Below are 18,900 nucleotides of genomic sequence, written 5' to 3' on the forward strand. Positions count from 1 at the left end.
TAAGACTCAAATATAATGAACAAAACGGTAGTAATCAGTGGGGGAAGTCAGGGAATTGGCAAAGCTTTGGTGAAAAAATTCATTTCGGAAGGATTCAATACCTTCACCTGCTCCAGAAAGGCAGGCAATCTAGCCGCTTTACAGGAGGAAATAAATAACTCATTGCTCCATACCTTCGTGGCAGATTTGAGCCAAAAAGAACAAACAAAAGCCTTTGCAGAATTCGTTCTGGGGCATACTCAACAAATTGACGTTTTAATCAACAATGCAGGTTTTTTCTTGCCAGGTCAAATACAAAACGAGGAAGATCAGGTATTGGAACGTCAAATCGAAACCAATGTTTATTCAGCTTATCATTTGACAAGAGCCCTTTTGCCCAGTTTCCAAGCCAGAAAAGCAGGGCATATTTTTACGATTTGCTCTACTGCCTCTATCACTGCATACACGCAAGGTGGCTCATATTGTATTAGTAAATATGCCTTATTGGGATTTACTAAAGTACTTCGTGAAGAATTAAAAACCCAAGGTATCAAAGTAACGGCCGTGCTTCCAGGGGCAACGCTTACACCTTCCTGGGATGGTGTCAACTTACCTGCCAGTCGATTTATCCCCGCTGAAGACATCGCTTCCACTATTTGGGCCGCTTACCAAATGGCACCATCTACTGTATTAGAAGAGATATTAATTCGTCCCCAATTAGGAGATATAGATTTAGACTAATGAAAGAAGTTTTTAGCGCGACCTATGCCCTCGAGGAGCTACCAAGTGTTGTGAAGCAATGCTGGACCGCCAGTCAAAATCTTCCACATGTGTACCTATTCCGAGGACAAATGGGGGCTGGAAAAACGACATTCATTAAAGAATGGGGGAAGCAAGCTGGTGTGATGCAATCTGTGCAAAGCCCTACTTTCTCTTTGGTGAACGAATATCAAACAAAGGATGGAGATATCATTTACCATTTTGACCTATACCGACTTAAAAATGTTCAGGAAGCATTGGACATTGGTATTGAAGAATACCTAGATTCTGGGCATCTTTGTTTCATAGAATGGCCGGAGCAAGCAGAGGAGCTATGGGATTTTCCCCACCTAGAGTTCAATATTAGCACCCAAGAAGATGGGCAGCGGCATCTTACAGTGAATTGGCAAGCATGATGATGGAAACAAACCCTTTTCAAGAATTATTAGCCCAACAAGGCATCATGCCCATGGAGGCGATGGCCTGGACCAAACAAAATGCCCGTAGCATTCTGATTGGAATACCCAAAGAACATTCCAAATTCGAAAACCGCGTGGCACTGAGTCCACATGCAGTTCAATTATTAGTTGCCAATGGCCATGAAATTCTAGTTGAAAAATCAGCTGGTGAACGCTCAGGATTCTTAGACGCCGATTATTTATTAGCAGGGGCTTCAATCACTGAGGATATTTCCCAAGTTTGGCAATCACCCCTGGTCATTAAAATTAATCCTCCCAGTGAAAAGGAAGTAGAATTAATGAAAGTGGGAAATTGCCTGATTTCCTGTGCCTCTTACCATCACCTAAGTGTGGAGATAATTGATAAACTCATTCAAAAGAAAATTCTGGCTATCGGCTTAGAATATGCAGAAGATAATGGTGGAGGATTTCCTTTCGTAAAAATCATGGCAGAAATAGCAGGTCAACTCATCCTACCGATCGCATCGGAGATTTTACGAAAAGAGCATCAGCCAGGTATTTTTTTGGGTAATGTGACGGGAGTGCCTCCTAGTAAAATGGTCTTGTTGGGGGCAGGTCATGTGGTAGAGCAGGCTGCCAGGGCCGCTTGGCATGCAGGAATTCAAGTGCAGGTTTTCGATAAAGACATTTATAAACTTCAGCGCTTAAAACAAAGTTTAGGCTTCCCTCTCATCACGCAAGTGATAGATTCGGAAAACTTACCTAAAGCACTACAAGAAGCCCAAGTCATTGTAGGTGCATTACGCTCGGATAGCGGCATTACTCCTTGCATTGTGACAGAAGAAATGGTGAGCAAATTAAAGGAAGGAACCCTCATCATGGATGTTTGCATCGACCAAGGTGGTTGCTTTGAGACATCCTCCACTACCCATTTAGGTAATCCTACTTTCATTAAATATGGGATTATTCACTATTGTGTCCCCAATATACCTTCACAGGTGGGACAAACAGCCAGCTTGGCCATTAGTAATTTGATAACCTCCTTTTTACTAAAAGCCGGTAAAACAGGAGGAGTAGAAGAAATGCTGTGGCAGGGAAAATCCTTTATGAAAGGAGTTTACGCTTACAAAGGCTATATCACTCATCCGATGATCGGAAAGTTATTTCACAAATCTGTCAAAGATATTCAGTTGCTACTACTAAGTAAGAGTTAATACTATGATTGAAGATTATCAAGCCCTTTCCAACGCTCCCAATTCCCCAGACCTGAATGGTAAATACTTGGGACTCATTTCCAGTGATTTTATCTTGGTTTCAGAACTATTAAAAGAAGCTTCCTATCAGATCAAGAAAAGAGGATTTTCTGACTACCCTCTTTTTGTTACGTCCCAAAGACCTGTTGAAATCGGTCAAAAACTGATTGGGGTCAATGAAATGAATGGCAACAAATGGAATTACCATGCCTCCACCTTGGAAGAGTTTTTACAGCGTGGTTTAGTGGCTGAAGAGAACAAAGAGTTATTTATTCAAAACTACAAGGACATTGAGGAATTTGCTTGCCTTTTCGTGGTCGATGGACAGTTTACCAATTTTGTGTTTATCCCCTTTCCGGAGGAAATGTAATTAAGGTAGAAGGTAGAATTAGGAATGTAGAATTTATTTCAAATTCCATTCAGGATGAATCAACCTACTATCAGGACAAGACATTCTACATCCTCTTATTCAGCGGATGAAAATCCCGTACCATCTGACTCAAGTAGGCCCGATCAAGGTGGGTATAAATTTCAGTGGTTAAAATGGATTCATGCCCAAGCATCTCCTGAACAGCCCGTAAATCTGCTCCTCCCTCTATCAAATGCGTGGCAAAAGAATGTCGAAATGTATGTGGACTAATTGATTTGGTTATCCCGGCTTTTGCGGCTAAGTCTTTGCAAATAATAAAAACCATGACCCGACTCAAGGAGCCTCCTCTCCTGTTTAAGAACACATAATTCAAAGCTTCCTTCTTCACAGGTATTTGTGACCGAACTGATTCTAAGTATATTTTCAGATAACGAAAAGCATCCTTCCCGGCAGGAACTAGCCTTTCCTTATCCCCTTTTCCACGTACTTTCAAGAAACCAATATCTTCATATACATCCGTCAATTTCAATTGTGTTAATTCTGAAACTCGCATTCCTGCGCCATACAACATTTCCAACATAGCCCGATTGCGCACGCCTTCGGGAGTTGACATATCATTTTGCTCCAAGATTTGATTGATTTCATCCAATGAAAGCGTGTCTGGAAGTTTACGTCCTTGTTGAGGACTCTTGATATGCCAAGTAGGATCCTGTTCAATATGTCCATCAAAAGTGAGGTAATGAAAAAAGGAACGCAAACCCGAAAGACACCGAGCCTGAGTACTGGCTTCAATACCCAGGCTATGCAGATCTTTCAAAAATGATAAAATATGCTCTTCCTTCAAATCCGTCAAAGGCCACTTCTCTCCTAGGATTGGTGCTAGGTAAGCGGCCAGCTTCCTCACATCCCGCAAATAGGCCTCATGCGAGTGCCCAGATAAACCTCGTTCTATCTTTAAATAATTCCCAAAGGATTGGATTTCCTTTTCCCACATGGCCTTTTTATTAAAACTAACATGTAAATTTAGAAGAAATACGTAATTTTAAACCTTGACGAACGTTTTAAACTCCTTGAAAGTTAAGTAAATCCCGTTTTTATGGTCAGAAAAAAAATATTAATTCTCAATGGCCCCAATTTAAATTTATTAGGTACGAGAGAACCTGAAATTTATGGTCATCAGACCTTTGAACAATACTTAGAGGTTTTAAAAGACAAATTCGAAAAGGAATTGGATTTGGAATATTTCCAATCCAACAGCGAGGGTGCCATAATCAGCAAATTACATGAGGTTGGCTTTTCCTATGACGGTATTTTATTAAATGCAGGCGGATATACCCATACTTCCATTGCCATAGCTGATGCCGTTTCCGCCATTTCTACTCCAGTCATTGAAGTCCATATTTCTAATGTGCATGCCCGGGAATCTTTCCGTGCACATTCTTACTTAAGTCCAAAATGCAAAGGAACCATCATCGGTTTTGGATTGAGAAGTTATGATTTAGGCCTGTATTCCTTTATTTAACATGCTTTCTTTTTACCCTGGTCCATCCAAAGTCTATCCTCAAACTTTGGGCTTCATCCAAGAAGCGTATGAGCAAGGTATTGTAAGCATTAACCATCGGAGTGCCCGCTTTGAGAGACTTTTAAAAGAAACTTTAGAAAATCTGCACCAGAAATGGGATATTCCCAGTGAATACACCATTTATTTTATTTCCTCTGCCACAGAAGCTTGGGAAATAGTCGCAGAGTCATTAATAGAACAAAAAAGTATGCACCTCTATAATGGTGCTTTTGGTAAAAAATGGAGCCATTATGTGGCGCAAATCATTCCACAGGCCCAAAGTAAAGAATTTGCTTTAAATGAATCCTTGGTTGAATGTGCCGAGTCTATTACTCCGCAACAAAAATCATCCATTGACACCCTTTGTCTGGTACAAAGCGAAACCTCCAATGGCACTGGACAAGTAATCAATCGAAAGGACTTAGGTTTTTCGGATGATTGCCTGATTGCTGTAGATGCCACTTCCTCCATGGGGGGCATCCAATTACCTTGGTCTGAAGCAGATGTATGGTTGGCCTCCTGCCAAAAATGCATGGGTATTCCAGCAGGATTGGGTGTACTCATTTGTTCCCCAAAAGCTTTAGCACGTGCAGAGAAATTACAACATAAAGGACATTATAACAGCATTTTGTTGATGGAACAAAATCGAAAATTGTTCCAAACGCACTATACGCCCAATGTGCTGGGCATTTACCTTTTAAACCGTTTGAGTCAAACGTTGCCATCTATCCAAGAGATTCAACAAAGCACCTTGGAAAAAATGGCGATCTGGGAGGATTTTTGGCAACATCAATCACAATTCCAATTTGATTTTTTAATCGATAAAAAAGAACTTCGCTTACCTACTGTCTTAGCCCTACAAGGAGAAGCGTCGGAAGTTCATCGAATTTTACGACTAGCGGAACAAAACCACGTGGACTTAGGAAAAGGTTATGGAGTTTGGAAGGAAAATACCTTTCGAATTGCCAATTTCCCAAGTCATACGCTAGAAGATATCCATTCTTTGATTCAAATCATACAAGCTTAACATGCACTTCGACCTAAAAGAAATTATATCATCAAGCCTCATACTCTTTTCCGTGATTGATATCTTGGGATCTATTCCCATCATCATCGATCTGAGAAAGAAAAATGGCAGTATTCATGCGGAGCAAGCCACTTTAGTCTCTGGGGCCATCATGATAGGTTTCTTTTTTGCAGGTAAATTTATACTACATCTCTTGGGTGTTGACACCAACTCATTCGCTGTAGCCGGTGCTTTAATCATATTTCTTATAGGCCTAGAAATGACTCTTGGCAGAAATATTTTCAAGGCGGAAGAAATGCAAGGAGGAACCCACTCCATAGTTCCCTTGGCTTTTCCGGTCATCGCTGGTGCAGGTACTATGACCACCTTGATTTCTCTGAAATCACAGTTTGAGGAGGAAAACATCATCATCAGCATACTTATTAACCTCATCTTTATCTATTTAGTCCTTCGTAGCAGTGTTTGGATAGAAAAGAAATTAGGTAATGTGGGCACGCAAATTTTACGAAAGGTATTTGGAGTAATTCTAATTGCCATCGCCATAAAAATCATTAAAACCCGTCTATTTTAGGCATGAGTAAAAAACAAAAATATTATGTCATTTGGGCGGGACATGAGACTGGCATTTTTGACTCTTGGGCCAAAGTGGAAAAACTGATTAAAAATTTTCCTGGGGCACAGTATAAATCCTTTGAAAGTCAGGCGGCAGCCGAAGATGCCTACAAAAAAAATTATTGGGCAAGTGTCAATTCAAGCAAAAATTCCAGTCCCAAAAAGCCCCTTCAAAATCAAAATATCATCATTCCCAGTATTTCTGTAGATGCTGCCTGCTCAGGAAACCCCGGAGTGTTGGAATACCAAGGGGTCAATACCGCAACAAAAGAAGTTCTTTTTGCACAAGGTCCATATCCCGTAGGCACGGTAAATTTGGGAGAATTTCTAGCCATCGTTCACGGATTAGCCTACCTCAAAAAAATTGATAGCCCCTATCCATTGTACTCGGATTCTAGAACGGCCATAGCTTGGGTCAGAAATAAAGCCATCAAGACCAATTTGGAAAGAAATGCCCAAACGGAAGAACTATTTGAACGAGTAGACAAGGCATTGGCTTGGTTAAAAAGTAATTTTTACCAAACCCAAATTCTAAAGTGGGAGACTGAGCATTGGGGTGAAAATCCAGCGGATTATGGCAGAAAGTAGATCCCTCTTTCAGTTTAAACAATTTCAATTAGCCCACGGAAATCCTGGACTTAAAATCAGTACGGAAGCTTGTCTTTTGGGTGCTTGGATTCCCACCGCCAACGCACATCATGCCTTAGACATAGGTACAGGCTCGGGATTATTGGCGCATATGATTTGTCAAAAGTCGACCGAACTTCATATAGATGCCTTAGAAATTCATCCGGAAGTGGCTGCATTGGCTCAAGAAAATGTCAATCAAAGCCCGTTCAAAGAACGTATCCATATTTTTCAGGGAGATATCAAGGAATGGAATCCCAATCAAACATATGATTTGGTCATCTGCAATCCTCCCTTTTTTACTCAGCACTTAGCAGCTACTGATCCATCGAAACAAATGGCCATTCATGCTGATCATCTGAGTGCGGAAGCATTAGTAGATGCCATTGATCGACATCTATCAGAGGAAGGAAAATTTGCCGTTTTGTATCCCCCCTATGAAATGGCTTTATTTATAGAAATCGCCAAAAAAAGAGGCCTTTTTGCTCAAAGACTAGCAGAAATGATACCCAAGCCAGGGGCTAAAGTATTGCGAAAAATGCTGGTGGGAGCCCGACAAAAAACGGAAGTAAAGCTGGAACAAATCCATATTCGAGATGCGCAAGGCAAGTATCATCCTGACTTTCAAGAATTATTAAGACCTTACTATTTAATCTTCCCTTAAAATAATAACGCAGGTTTTTGTATTTTTGTCAACATGCAAGATTCCACGCTACAAATTTCCATCGTCGTTCCTCTCTTCAATGAGGCCGAATCTCTCCCAGAGTTATGTGCTTGGATTGACCGCGTCATGAGAGCCAATCATTTTACTTATGAAATGATTTTTGTGAATGATGGAAGTCGAGATGAATCTTGGGAGGTTTTGAAATCCTTATCGGTGCAATACCCTAGCCTCAAAGCGAGTTCTTTTGCCCGCAATTACGGTAAATCTGCCGCTTTGCATGAAGGATTTTCCAAAGCACAAGGAGACGTAGTCATAACCATGGATGCAGACTTACAGGATTCTCCAGACGAGATTCCCGCATTATATCAAATGATTAGCGAAGAAGGATACGATTTAGTGTCAGGTTGGAAGCAAAAGCGTTTTGATCCTTTATCCAAAACCATCCCTACGAAATTGTACAATGCAGCTACTCGTGCCCTTTCCGGTGTCTATTTGCATGATTTCAATTGTGGATTAAAAGCCTATAGAAAAGAGGTTATTAAGACCATTCGATTATATGGTGAAATGCACCGATATATCCCCGTACAAGCCAAATGGAATGGATTTTCCAAGATTGGAGAAAAAGTGGTACAACACCAAGCTAGAAAATATGGTGTCACTAAATTTGGTCTGGAACGATTTTTATATGGTTTTTTGGACTTACTCTCCATCACCTTTGTTCAGACCTTTGGTAAAAGACCCATGCACCTCTTTGGTAGCCTAGGTATATTGTCTTTCTTTTCTGGAAGCATCATTACCTTATGGCTGATTGGAGAAAAACTTTACAACATTACCCAGCACCTAAAATACCGCAACGTTACCGATAACCCCTTGTTCTTTTTAGCACTAGTGGCTATCATCTTAGGGGTTCAGTTATTTCTAGCAGGATTTATTGGAGAACTAATGGTAACGAATTCCGACAAAACTACTGATTATCAAATCAAGGAAGAATTATCCTAATCTATGAGTACAAAAGACCTTCGTTGGCTTAGTCGCTCTGAACTTCTCATTGGGGAACATGGCATTGAGCAATTACAAAATTCCCATGTCTTAATCGTTGGATTAGGAGGAGTAGGCTCCTTCGCAGCCGAGTTTATTGCCAGAGCCGGCGTGGGAACCATGACCATTGTAGATGGTGATGTAGTGGACCCGACCAACAGAAATCGACAGTTACCTGCATTAGCTACTAATCACGGTGTAGCCAAGGTAAAAATCATGGCGGAGCGTTTAAAAGCCATCAATCCGGATTTAGCATTGCATGAGCACGAAACATTTTTGAGCCCAGAGGCAGCTAAAGAAATTCTTGAAAAAACGAAGTACGATTATGTCATGGATTGCATCGATTCAGTTACTCCGAAACTGACTTTATTGAAGACAGCTTATGACCTAGGACTAAAAATAGTCAGTTCCATGGGTGCGGGAGGTAAGCTTGACCCTACCAAATTACGAACTGCTGATTTACTTGATACTAGGGAATGTTACTTAGCTTCTTTGGTTAGAAAAAGAATCCGTAAAATGGGAGTCGGCAGAGGTATCAAGGCAGTTTATTCTCAAGAAAAAGTGAAGGATGATTCCCTTATTTTAACGGATGGTTCTAACTTTAAAAAATCAGCTTATGGAACCATTTCCTATTTACCAGCCGCCTTTGGGGGCGTTTGCGCGTCGGTAGTTATTCGAGATTTATTGAATGAACCTATTCCTATGGAAAAAAAGCTTAAAGCTTTTATTCGAATGGAACAAAAAAATAAGCAAAAGAAATGATTAAAATAGGGGTAATCAATGTGTCAGATAGAGCCAGTGCCGGCATTTACGAGGATATTCCTGGCAAAGCGGTGGTTGAATTGTTAAAAGAATATTTAATCTCAGAATTTGAAGTAATTTATGCCGTGATTCCAGATGAGCAGCCTTTGTTGGAAAAGGCCATGTGCCAAATGGCAGATGAGCAAGGCGCCTGTCTAATTGTCACCACTGGAGGCACCGGACCAGCCCTGCGAGATGTTACTCCAGAAGCCACAGAAGCTGTTTGTCAAAAGATGATGCCTGGTTTCGGAGAATTAATGCGGCAAGTAAGTTTACAATATGTACCGACAGCTATCTTAAGTCGTCAAACGGCAGGCATACGAGGTAAATCCTTGATTGTCAACTTACCCGGTAAGCCCAAGGCTATCCGTCAATGCTTGGAAGCCGTATTTCCTGCCATCCCCTATTGTATTGATTTGATTGGTGGTCCTTATTTGGTTTGCAATGAAAGCAACATGAAGGCATTCAGACCTCCTTCCAATTAATTTTCGTGCTGGACTAGCAAGTCATACAATTGCCGGGTATAGATTCCTTTTTTACCACTTCCAATCCAGGTATCATCTATACGGTTCACGGGAACTACACGCTTGGTACTACCCGTGGTGAAAACCTCATCAGCTAGCATAAACTCCTCCAAACTGACATCCTGCACCCTTACCTCCATGATGTTTGCAGCCAAATCAATCACATGTTTTCGAGTGATGCCCTCTAATATATGTTGAGCTGGAGTGTACAAGACACCCGATTTAACACAAAACAAATTACTCCTGGAAGATTCAGAAACACCCGTTTCGCGGCTAAAATATATAAAATCATCAAAGCCTTGAGATTTGATAATAGGCCAATTTCGCACTGCAAAAGAATAATTTAAGGTTTTAATATCTGCCATTTCACGAACAAAATCTCTGCTTGCCAAAGCCACCCCCCGATGAGGATCCATGAATTGAAATTCATTGGGAATAATGAATAGCTGACTTTTACCCAATGGCTCAAAACCATTCATGGAATCTCCACCCGATAATATCATTTTAACTCCCAAGCATTCAACTTCAGACCTGCTTGCAATTTCATGAATGAGACCTGCCAATTGTTCCTTCGTGTAGGAATGCGGAATACCCATTTTTTGCGCAGAAGCTAAAAAACGATCTAGATGATCTGATAAAAAAACAGGGCTTCCATGCATGATTCGAAAAAAATCGAAAATACCATATCCCCGTAAAAAACCTACATCTTGAATACTTACTTTCACTTGATCTGGATCTAACCAGTCGTGATTATGATAAATTGGATAAACCATTTTCTTGTAATTTCTGAACTAAACAAAGTACCTCATGGGCTTCTTTCACATCATGTACACGTAAAATATGGGCCCCTTGTAGCAAAGCAACCGTATGTAAAACAGAAGTCCCATTTAAAGCATTTTCCGAATTAACTCCCAGCACTTTTTGAATCATGGATTTTCTGGACACACCCACCAAAACAGGTACACCCAAGGTCATCAGTTGGTTCAAACCTGCCAATAGTTGATAATTTTGGTCCAGCGACTTCGAAAAACCAAATCCAGGGTCAAGGATGACATCTTTGGCTCCCAAGGCTCGTAGTTCTTGTAACTTTTTTGCCATATCTAGCCAAACATCTTCTACGACATCCTGATAATTTGGCACTTGATGCACTTGGGAAAATGCACCCACACTATGAGTTAAAATATAAGGGACTTGATTTTCAGCTACCCAAGGAAAAATCCCTTCATCCATTTGACCGCCACCTACGTCATTGAACCAATCTGCTCCTGCCTGAATGGCTGCTTGAGCAACAGACAAGCGATACGTATCTACGGATATACAAACCTGAGGAAAGGCTTTTCTCAATGCCTCCACAATGGGCAACACTCGATCTTGCTCTTCTTGCGCACTAACTTCCTGAGCGTCAGGACGTGTAGAGTGTCCGCCAATATCCAGTATGCTTGCACCTTCCTCTAGCATTTGGGCAGCCATTTCCATACAGGTATCTACCTGATTAACTCTGCTTCCCGAAAAAAAAGAATCAGGAGTAGCATTAATAATGGCCATGATTTGAGGAGTTTGAAGATGAATCAAACCTGCCTGATATCGAATTGTCTGAAAAGATGGAAAAAGACCTTCCAAATGAGCTGAAATTTAGATAATTTAAATAATTTTGTAGTCTGAAAAAATAAAGAGATTTGTAAACTAATCCTCTCCTATGAACAGGGACAATGCGCCTTCCCAAACTGAAATCGAATATCGACAAGTAATTTCACACTGCAAAGCCTTGTTTGATAAAAAAAACAAAGATTATGGTACTTCTTGGCGAATTTTACGATTGCCCAGTTTAACGGATCAAATTTTCATTAAAGCGCAGCGCATTCGCAGCATTCAAGAAAAAGGAGAGCAGAAAATACAAGATGGTATTGAAGGTGAATTCATTGGAATCATCAATTATTGCATCATTGCACTCATTCAAAAGTCTTTAGAAAATTCAGACCAAATGGAATTCAGTGCAGAAGAACTCAGCCTGTTTTACGACCATCAAGTAGATATCACTTTAGAGCTTTTACGTAACAAAAACCATGATTATGGTGAAGCTTGGCGCGATATGCGCGTGAGTAGTATGACAGATCTGATTTTAATGAAGATATTCCGAACCAAACAAATTGAAAATAACCAAGGTATTACCCTTGTTTCGGAAGGAGTTGAGGCTAATTACCAAGATATGCTCAATTATGCTGTCTTCTGTTTGATTAAAATCAAGGAAGAACAAATGCAAATTCAACAACAATAATTTACCAATAATGATGAGGCAATATAGCAAAATCGCTACCTTTTTATTGGTTTTTATCTTCCTTTTCTCCGGGCTAATCAAACTGAATGACCCGATTGGAACTCAGTTAAAATTGGAAGAATATTTCGATGTATTTTCACAAGACTTTCCTGCCATGGAAGGCTTTTGGAAATTCTGGATTCCTTATGCCCTACCTCTTTCCATCTTATTAAGTAGTCTGGAGGTGGTTTTAGGAATAGCCCTGTGGACCAACTACCGAACCCAACAGGTACTTTGGACATTTTTAGGCCTACTCACCTTCTTTGGTTTCCTAACATTTTATTCAGCCTACTTTAATAAAGTAACTGATTGTGGATGTTTCGGAGAAACGATTAAATTAACGCCATGGACCTCCTTTTTTAAGGATGTATTTTTATTCCTTTTAGCGCTGAGTCTATTATTTACCGATAAAATAAAAGAATTTAATACGCGTATGTTACCTGTAGGTATCAGTGCCCTACTAAGTATATTGTTAGGCGTATATACCTATTTTTATTTACCAATTCACGACGGACTTCCTTATGCAGTAGGAGAAAATATCCCCCAAAATATGAAATCCAGAGAGGCCCTACGCTTTTCTTACGTTTACAAAATACAAGGTAAGGAAGTGACTTTGACTGAAATGCCTACAGATTCCCAAGCGGTTTTCGTATCCATGCAAGCTTTAAATGAAAAGGAGGCTCGGCCATTGATTACTGATTACCGAATTTGGGTGGATAATGATACTACCGACTATACCGCTGAGAGTTTTAAGGGGAAAAAACTACTGGTGATTATTCCCAATGTGCATCACTCCCATCTGGAAGCGCTGAAAGATATCTCCCAGTTAGCCCATGAGGCCAACAAAAAAGGTATTATTGTCTGGTTACTAAGTGCCTCCTCGGATGATGAAGTGAATGCCATCCGACATGAATACCAATTAAATTTTCCCGCCTTATCGGCTGATAGCAAAGTTTTAAAAACCATGATTCGATCCAGCCCAGGTCTTTGGGTACTCAACCAAGGAACTGTTCGTGGTAAATGGTCTGCCTACCACTTGCCTAGTATCGATGAAATTGATCAAAGTTTATTAACACTAGATTAAGAATGAAAAATATTTATTTAATAGGAATGCCCTCCTCGGGTAAAAGTACCCTCGGAAAAGAATTAGCCAGGAGCCTAGGTTTTAGTTTTACAGATATGGATAAGCTGATTGAAACCAGAGAGCAAAAAACTATTTCAGAAATTTTTTCAACCTATGGTGAAGCTCATTTCCGTGAATTAGAACGTAAGACTTTACATGGTTTCCAGCCGGATCAATCCATGGTAATTGCAACAGGAGGTGGCGTTCCCTGTTTTTTTGATAATATGGATTACATGAAGAAAAATGGCATCAGTATTTTTCTCAATGTAGAACTAGATGACTTAGCCAAAAGATTATATAAAGCCCAAGGCAATAATCGTCCTTTATTAGATAAAAGTCAAAGCGAAGAAGCGGTGATTGCCACCATCAAAAAGACTTTTGAGGAAAGATTACCTTTTTACAAACAAGCCGATATTCAGGTGGATGGTGAAATAAGTGTCAACCAATTATTATGGTTGATTGAATCGTATGTTCCAGTTCAATAATTAGAATAAAATTCCCGCTCCTAACATTAGCTGCAGGTTATTTTTCGTCAACATGGCAGAAGAATAATCTGCAGCATTTTTTAAGCTATATGGGGTATATCCATCCTTAGCGCTACGTTGAACCACCGTCAAATCCAAATAGAAAGACGAACTACGGTACCCAATTCCTCCCGAAAGTTGTAAACTATTTCGATCCATGCTATCGTAGGTAGTGGAATAACCTCCTCCAAATTGAGCCACTCCAGCACGTACACTCCAATTTGTCGTTACACGCACCTCAGTACCTATCTTCACATTCAAGGCTGAATCAAAATCTCTCTTAATCTGTCCATTATGTTTATCCTGAAATTGGCGATTGGCTGAGGAAGATAATTCAGCTGATGAAACTCTCATTCCAGGATAATTAATATAGGCCACATCCATGCTCAAAAATGCCCTCTTTCCAAAGAAATAAGCCAAGCCGCCAGATAAGGTCATTGGGCTTGTCATTTGGTAGGTAAATTCATTGGGAGTTACATACACCGGTCTTACTCGGGTAATGATGATTGGAGTTCCATTGGAATCAAAAGATGGAATACCGTTCACATTGGGACTAATGCGTGCATCATAACGCTCATTCATTTGATCAAAATATGTAGGACTTTGGAAATTCAAGGCTACCCTAAGGTTGCTATTCCATTTATAAATCATACCCAATGACAAGGAAATACCCGAACCATTAGTTACTAATGTTTCTCGGTAATTCATACCAGCTACATATTTCCCTCCAATATATTCCTCGGTCCAATTGCTAGTAGTAGATGAAGAAATTTTAGAAAACTGCAAACCCGCTCCAATATACAATTTATCCAAGTAGGAGGCCCCGTAGCCAAAATTCCAACTGCTCATGGCTCCTGAATTGACCACCTCACCTACTTGTGAGGTAGGTAAATTAGACTCATACCTAGTAAATGGCACTCCACCAGTGCTGGGATTGGGATCAATTAAATAAGCTTGGTAAGCAGCTGCCTCAGGACTATCTGCATAATTACTGGCTGGACTGTATTCTTCATCCAAACTTGCTCCCGTAGCTTTTTTATCGTTGGCTTTTTCAATGAATGAATCTAACAAGGAACTCCGATTATTAACCCCAGAAACATAAACGGGTTGAGTAAAAACCACATGACGAACAAAACTAATGCCAAAGGCTCCATGCCATTTACTGCGAATATTAGGATCACCAGCCAGCACTAAACCTAGCGTAGGCAAATGAAATAATGCATCCGTTTGCTTGGCGTTTGAACCTAAGTAATTAGACGAGGTAGAAGAATTTTGTTGAGCCATACTCAAATGCACCTCCGAGCGATTGTAAAATCCTAGTCCCGCAGGATTAGAAGCTATGGAAGTGACATCCGCACCGAGGACACTGTAATTTCCTCCTAAGGCTTGCATACGAGCTGTTCCTGAGGAATAAGTGCTCGAAAAGTATTTAGCCAAATTGGAATAACTATAAATTTGCCCAAAGACAAAGCTAGGTAAGCACAATCCTACCGCGATTGTTAAAAAATACTTTTTCATACATTCAGATATTACCTAGGACCACGGGAACTTCCACCGCCACCACCGCCGCTGCTTCCACCACCACCGTAGGAACCTCCTCCACCTCCAGAATTATAAGATGGTCTTGAGAAAGATTCATATTGACGAGAAGAAGATGGCTCTGCATAACGATATTCTACGTTAGAATTTCTTCTTGGAGCAGCTGAACGCTCATAGCTTTGCGTGCCAACGGAACGGTTCGAATAATTACTTGGCTGATTAGATCCTTGATTATTGTAATAATTGTTTCCACTTCTTGGCGTATTGGAGAAAGAATCTCCGTATGCCGCACGATTCGAAGTACCTGTCTCCCTTGGACCATAATAAACTTTACGAGGTGGATCCACCGTCGTGTTATTGTAATTATAGCCATTAGAACCTAAAGAATTATAATAGTTGTAATTATTGTAGACTACCCCACCAAAATTGCGATAAGGGTTGTAGAAGGACCATGGATTATAAAAAGGATCATAATAACGATATGAATTAAACCCATATACAGAACCGAAACCAAAGGAGGATCCATAATAAAAAGGATCATACATCATACCATATGCAGAATAAAAAGGGTTCATCATCAAATTATAGGAACTCAATGGAGAGTACCAGCGAGATCCAAATCCATAACCAAAGGTGATAAATGGATTTACGTACCAATTGTTCCAGGTAGAAGCAGAACTAAAGCCATCCACATAACCGTTGCTGTAAGCTCGATTATATGTATTTGGGTTGACACTATTGTTATAATTGTATACACTGCGAGAATTTAAATATGTTGACTGCTGCGCTATCCCTTCCTCTTCCTCGATAACCACAGTATTATCATCAAAATTCAAATAATCTGATCTTACCTTTTTAGTAGATGCCACGGCACGCTGAGGTGTATCATACAAATCATCAGAAGCAAATTGACGCTTGGCAAGCTCACTGGATGGGCTCACCTGAATGGTTACACAGGCTTGAAAAAAAGCCGCTATACCCACTAAAGACAAGACAATAAGTTGATTTTTCATGGTCTTAGGTATAATTTATAAGCTTAACTAAGGACAATAACGTATCTTTGTCGCTAAATGTTCGTTGACTTAACAATTTAACACAAATAAAACGAATAAATATCTAATTAATTACGCGACAAGCTATTTTTATGAGTAAATCCTTACCCAGCAGAGCAGAAAATTATTCCGAGTGGTACAATGAGCTAGTTAAGCGGGCAGACCTAGCTGAAAACTCAGCCGTGAGAGGCTGTATGATTATCAAACCTTATGGATATTCCATTTGGGAAAAAATGCAAAGAGCCTTGGATGATATGTTCAAAGAAACAGGCCATGTCAATGCTTATTTCCCCCTATTAATACCCAAATCATTCCTTTCCAAAGAAGCTTCCCATGTGGAAGGATTTGCGAAAGAATGTGCGGTGGTTACACACTACCGACTAAAAAACGATCCGAATGGACATGGAGTCATCGTAGATCCAGAGGCTAAATTGGAGGAGGAATTAATCATTCGCCCTACTTCAGAAACGGTCATTTGGTCCACCTATAAAAACTGGGTCCAGTCCTATCGCGACCTACCCATATTAATGAATCAATGGGCCAACGTGATGCGTTGGGAAATGCGTACCCGTTTGTTTTTACGCACCGCGGAGTTTCTTTGGCAAGAGGGTCATACAGCTCATGCGACAAAAGAGGAAGCCGTAGAGGAAACGGAACAAATGTTGAACATTTATGCCGAATTTGCTGAGTCTTACATGGCTATGCCTGTGATCAAGGGCCGAAAAACTGCCAACGAGCGTTTTGCTGGGGCTGAAGATACGTATTGCATTGAGGCAATGATGCAGGACGGAAAAGCCTTGCAAGCAGGCACCTCGCACTTTTTAGGACAAAATTTTGCTAAGGCTTTTGATGTGAAATTTTTGAATAAGGCTAACCAACAAGAATACGTTTGGGGAACCTCTTGGGGTGTTTCTACCCGTTTGATGGGGGCGCTGATTATGGCACATTCGGATGACCAAGGTTTGGTATTGCCACCTAAATTAGCTCCTATTCAGGTGGTTATTGTTCCGATTTACAAGGGAGAAGAACAATTAGGCAATATAAAGGCAAAGATCGATCCTTTAGTTGCAAATTTGAAGAAGAGAGGTATCTCCGTTAAATTTGATTCTTCCGATAATCAAAGTCCGGGCTTCAAATTTGCTGAATATGAATTAAAAGGTGTGCCGGTTCGTCTAGCTATGGGAAATCGTGATATTGAAAACGGAACGATCGAATTGGCCCGTAGAGATACCCGAGTAAAAACCAGTTTGCCGTTTGAAGGCATTGAGCAGGTTATTGTAGACACCTTGGATGACATCCAACAAAACATCTACCAAAAGGCTTTAGCATTTAGAGCAGATAACACCTTTGAAGTTAATACTTGGGATGAATTTTTAGTGAAAATAGAAGAAGGTGGATTCCTTTCGGCTCATTGGGATGGAAGTCCAGAAACAGAAGAAAAAATCAAGGAATTAACCAAAGCCACCATTCGCTGCATTCCGTTGGATTCCCCAGAAGAAGCAGGAAAGTGCATTCTTACAGGGAATCCATCGAAACAACGTGTTATTTTTGCCCGCGCTTACTAAGCCGCAGGAATTAACTTCTTTAATACTTCCAATACCCGATCGATCTCCGATTGGGTATTGTTTTTTGAGAATGAAAAACGAATAGCCGCACCCGTAGCTTGTGGATTTAAGGCTGACAATACATGGGAACCTACTGAAGTACCACTAGAACAAGCACTGCCACCTGAGGCTGAAATTTTCTCAATATCCAATTGAAACAATAACATATCGCCATCAGCCACCTGAGGGAATCGAACATTTAATACGGTATAAAGGCTATTTTCCACATCTCCAGACTTCCCATTAAACTCTACGTTGGGAAAAGCCTTTTTTAATCCTTCAATAAAATAGGATTTCAAACCTTTGATATAGGCTTCATGTGCATCCATTTCCTCATAGGCAATGGATAAGGCCTTGGCTATACCAACAGCTCCATAAACATTTTCCGTTCCACCCCGCTGATTACGCTCCTGAGCACCTCCATGCAATAAAGGATGAAACCTAGAACCTGATTTGGCATATAAAAAACCAATACCTTTGGGTCCATGAAATTTATGGGCGGCTCCTACAATGAAATGTACGGGTAGTTTCGACATGTCATGGCGATAATGTCCCATAGTTTGAACCGTATCTGAGTGAAAAACAGCCCCATACTTTTCGCATAAAGCACCCGCAGCCTCTAAATCCAACAAATTACCAATTTCATTATTACCATGCATTAAGCTCACTAGCGCAGAAGGATTCTCCTGTAAGAGTCGCTCCAGATCGGCTAAATCAATACTTCCATCGGGAAGAATTTGCACTAATTTCAAATCTACCAACCCTAGTTTATGCCAAGCCTCCGCTGTATGAAGAACCGCATGGTGCTCCAAAGGAGACGTGATAATCGTTTTCACACCGTCATGTAAAACAGCCGATTGAATCACCGTATTATCTGCCTCAGTTCCACCAGAAGTAAAAAAAATCTCTGAAGGTGATGCATTCAACAAGGTAGCAATGGTTTTTCTGGCTTTTTCAATCGCTACTTTGGCCTGTCGACCATGAGAGTGAATGGAGGAAGGATTGGCCGTAAAATTCTCAAAATAGGGCTGCATTTCTTGCCATACCACAGGATCAATAGGCGTAGTTGCCGCATTATCCAAATAGATGGGCGTCACTGAATTAGACATA

Annotated in this window: 22 protein-coding genes; 16 read left to right on the forward strand and 6 right to left on the reverse strand. The window is 40.5% G+C overall.

Going from position 1 to position 18,900, the window contains the following annotated elements:
• The first annotated feature begins 15 nt into the window (after positions 1-15).
• Genes ESB04_RS10885 through ESB04_RS10900 form a run of 4 tightly spaced genes read left to right on the forward strand, consistent with a single transcriptional unit; the run spans position 16 to position 2,780 of the window.
• Positions 16-720 (forward strand): SDR family oxidoreductase, encoded by a 705-nt coding sequence (locus ESB04_RS10885; protein ID WP_129027779.1) that lies wholly within the window; start codon positions 16-18, stop codon positions 718-720.
• On the forward strand, positions 720-1,154 hold the full coding sequence (gene tsaE / locus ESB04_RS10890; protein ID WP_129027780.1) for a tRNA (adenosine(37)-N6)-threonylcarbamoyltransferase complex ATPase subunit type 1 TsaE: 435 nt from the start codon (positions 720-722) through the stop codon (positions 1,152-1,154). Before ESB04_RS10885 ends, tsaE begins: the two co-directional genes overlap by 1 nt.
• On the forward strand, positions 1,151-2,371 hold the full coding sequence (locus ESB04_RS10895; protein ID WP_129027781.1) for an alanine dehydrogenase: 1,221 nt from the start codon (positions 1,151-1,153) through the stop codon (positions 2,369-2,371). Before tsaE ends, ESB04_RS10895 begins: the two co-directional genes overlap by 4 nt.
• A gap of 4 nt (positions 2,372-2,375) precedes the next feature.
• Positions 2,376-2,780 carry a hypothetical protein gene (locus tag ESB04_RS10900; RefSeq protein ID WP_129027782.1) on the forward strand — a complete coding sequence of 135 codons (405 nt, stop codon included), beginning with the start codon at positions 2,376-2,378 and terminating at the stop codon, positions 2,778-2,780.
• An 85-nt stretch (positions 2,781-2,865) separates the two neighbouring features.
• On the opposite strand, the gene xerD is transcribed toward ESB04_RS10900, so the two are convergent.
• Complete coding sequence (gene xerD, locus ESB04_RS10905) at positions 2,866-3,774, reverse strand: site-specific tyrosine recombinase XerD (protein ID WP_129027783.1); 909 nt, start codon at positions 3,772-3,774, stop codon at positions 2,866-2,868.
• Between the two features lie 102 nt (positions 3,775-3,876).
• Between xerD and aroQ the strand changes: the two genes are divergently transcribed.
• Genes aroQ through mog form a run of 8 tightly spaced genes read left to right on the forward strand, consistent with a single transcriptional unit; the run spans position 3,877 to position 9,595 of the window.
• The gene (gene aroQ, locus ESB04_RS10910; RefSeq protein ID WP_129027784.1) at positions 3,877-4,302 is read left to right on the forward strand and encodes a type II 3-dehydroquinate dehydratase; all 426 of its coding nucleotides are present in this window, start codon (positions 3,877-3,879) and stop codon (positions 4,300-4,302) included.
• Between the two features lies 1 nt (position 4,303).
• A complete protein-coding gene (locus tag ESB04_RS10915) occupies positions 4,304-5,368 on the forward strand; it encodes an aminotransferase class V-fold PLP-dependent enzyme (protein WP_129027785.1) in 1,065 nt (354 codons plus the stop codon).
• Position 5,369: 1 nt separating this feature from the next.
• Positions 5,370-5,939: a MarC family protein gene (locus tag ESB04_RS10920; protein ID WP_129027786.1), complete on the forward strand. Its 570-nt coding sequence runs from the start codon at positions 5,370-5,372 to the stop codon at positions 5,937-5,939.
• A 2-nt stretch (positions 5,940-5,941) separates the two neighbouring features.
• Positions 5,942-6,568, forward strand: a complete 627-nt coding sequence (locus ESB04_RS10925) for a ribonuclease H1 domain-containing protein (RefSeq protein ID WP_129027787.1) — start codon at positions 5,942-5,944, stop codon at positions 6,566-6,568.
• Positions 6,555-7,271: a tRNA1(Val) (adenine(37)-N6)-methyltransferase gene (locus ESB04_RS10930; protein ID WP_129027788.1), complete on the forward strand. Its 717-nt coding sequence runs from the start codon at positions 6,555-6,557 to the stop codon at positions 7,269-7,271. The genes ESB04_RS10925 and ESB04_RS10930 overlap by 14 nt, the downstream gene beginning before the upstream one ends.
• Positions 7,272-7,304: 33 nt before the next feature.
• Positions 7,305-8,270 (forward strand): glycosyltransferase family 2 protein, encoded by a 966-nt coding sequence (locus ESB04_RS10935; RefSeq protein ID WP_129027789.1) that lies wholly within the window; start codon positions 7,305-7,307, stop codon positions 8,268-8,270.
• 3 nt (positions 8,271-8,273) lie between these two features.
• Positions 8,274-9,071 (forward strand): tRNA threonylcarbamoyladenosine dehydratase, encoded by a 798-nt coding sequence (locus tag ESB04_RS10940; protein WP_129027790.1) that lies wholly within the window; start codon positions 8,274-8,276, stop codon positions 9,069-9,071.
• On the forward strand, positions 9,068-9,595 hold the full coding sequence (gene mog, locus ESB04_RS10945; protein WP_129027791.1) for a molybdopterin adenylyltransferase: 528 nt from the start codon (positions 9,068-9,070) through the stop codon (positions 9,593-9,595). The genes ESB04_RS10940 and mog overlap by 4 nt, the downstream gene beginning before the upstream one ends.
• Here the strand turns inward: mog and ESB04_RS10950 are convergent.
• Together ESB04_RS10950 and folP are read right to left on the reverse strand one after the other, a co-directional pair.
• Positions 9,592-10,407, reverse strand: a complete 816-nt coding sequence (locus tag ESB04_RS10950; RefSeq protein ID WP_129027792.1) for an aminotransferase class IV — start codon at positions 10,405-10,407, stop codon at positions 9,592-9,594. The genes mog and ESB04_RS10950 overlap by 4 nt on opposite strands.
• A complete protein-coding gene (gene folP, locus ESB04_RS10955; protein ID WP_129027793.1) occupies positions 10,385-11,179 on the reverse strand; it encodes a dihydropteroate synthase in 795 nt (264 codons plus the stop codon). The genes ESB04_RS10950 and folP overlap by 23 nt, the downstream gene beginning before the upstream one ends.
• Before the next feature lie 151 nt (positions 11,180-11,330).
• On the opposite strand from folP, the gene ESB04_RS10960 reads away from it, so the two are divergent.
• The 3 genes from ESB04_RS10960 to ESB04_RS10970 are packed head-to-tail and all read left to right on the forward strand — an operon-like array spanning position 11,331 to position 13,556.
• A complete protein-coding gene (locus tag ESB04_RS10960; RefSeq protein WP_129027794.1) occupies positions 11,331-11,909 on the forward strand; it encodes a DUF1599 domain-containing protein in 579 nt (192 codons plus the stop codon).
• A gap of 10 nt (positions 11,910-11,919) precedes the next feature.
• Positions 11,920-13,032, forward strand: coding sequence for a BT_3928 family protein (locus ESB04_RS10965; RefSeq protein WP_129027795.1), 1,113 nt, complete (start codon positions 11,920-11,922; stop codon positions 13,030-13,032).
• 2 nt (positions 13,033-13,034) lie between these two features.
• The gene (locus tag ESB04_RS10970; RefSeq protein ID WP_129027796.1) at positions 13,035-13,556 is read left to right on the forward strand and encodes a shikimate kinase; all 522 of its coding nucleotides are present in this window, start codon (positions 13,035-13,037) and stop codon (positions 13,554-13,556) included.
• Here ESB04_RS10970 and ESB04_RS10975 read toward each other — a convergent pair whose 3' ends face one another.
• Positions 13,557-15,113 (reverse strand): hypothetical protein, encoded by a 1,557-nt coding sequence (locus ESB04_RS10975; protein ID WP_129027797.1) that lies wholly within the window; start codon positions 15,111-15,113, stop codon positions 13,557-13,559.
• An 11-nt stretch (positions 15,114-15,124) separates the two neighbouring features.
• Positions 15,125-16,147, reverse strand: coding sequence for a hypothetical protein (locus ESB04_RS10980; RefSeq protein WP_129027798.1), 1,023 nt, complete (start codon positions 16,145-16,147; stop codon positions 15,125-15,127).
• 131 nt (positions 16,148-16,278) lie between these two features.
• Between ESB04_RS10980 and proS the strand changes: the two genes are divergently transcribed.
• Positions 16,279-17,751, forward strand: a complete 1,473-nt coding sequence (proS, locus tag ESB04_RS10985; RefSeq protein ID WP_129027799.1) for a proline--tRNA ligase — start codon at positions 16,279-16,281, stop codon at positions 17,749-17,751.
• On the opposite strand, the gene ESB04_RS10990 is transcribed toward proS, so the two are convergent.
• Positions 17,748-18,899 carry a cysteine desulfurase family protein gene (locus ESB04_RS10990; protein WP_129027800.1) on the reverse strand — a complete coding sequence of 384 codons (1,152 nt, stop codon included), beginning with the start codon at positions 18,897-18,899 and terminating at the stop codon, positions 17,748-17,750. The genes proS and ESB04_RS10990 overlap by 4 nt on opposite strands.
• Position 18,900 lies beyond the last annotated feature (1 nt).

The sequence above is a fragment of the Aquirufa rosea genome (genome assembly GCF_004118285.1).
In the GTDB taxonomy this organism is placed as follows: Bacteria; Bacteroidota; Bacteroidia; order Cytophagales; family Spirosomataceae; genus Aquirufa; species Aquirufa rosea.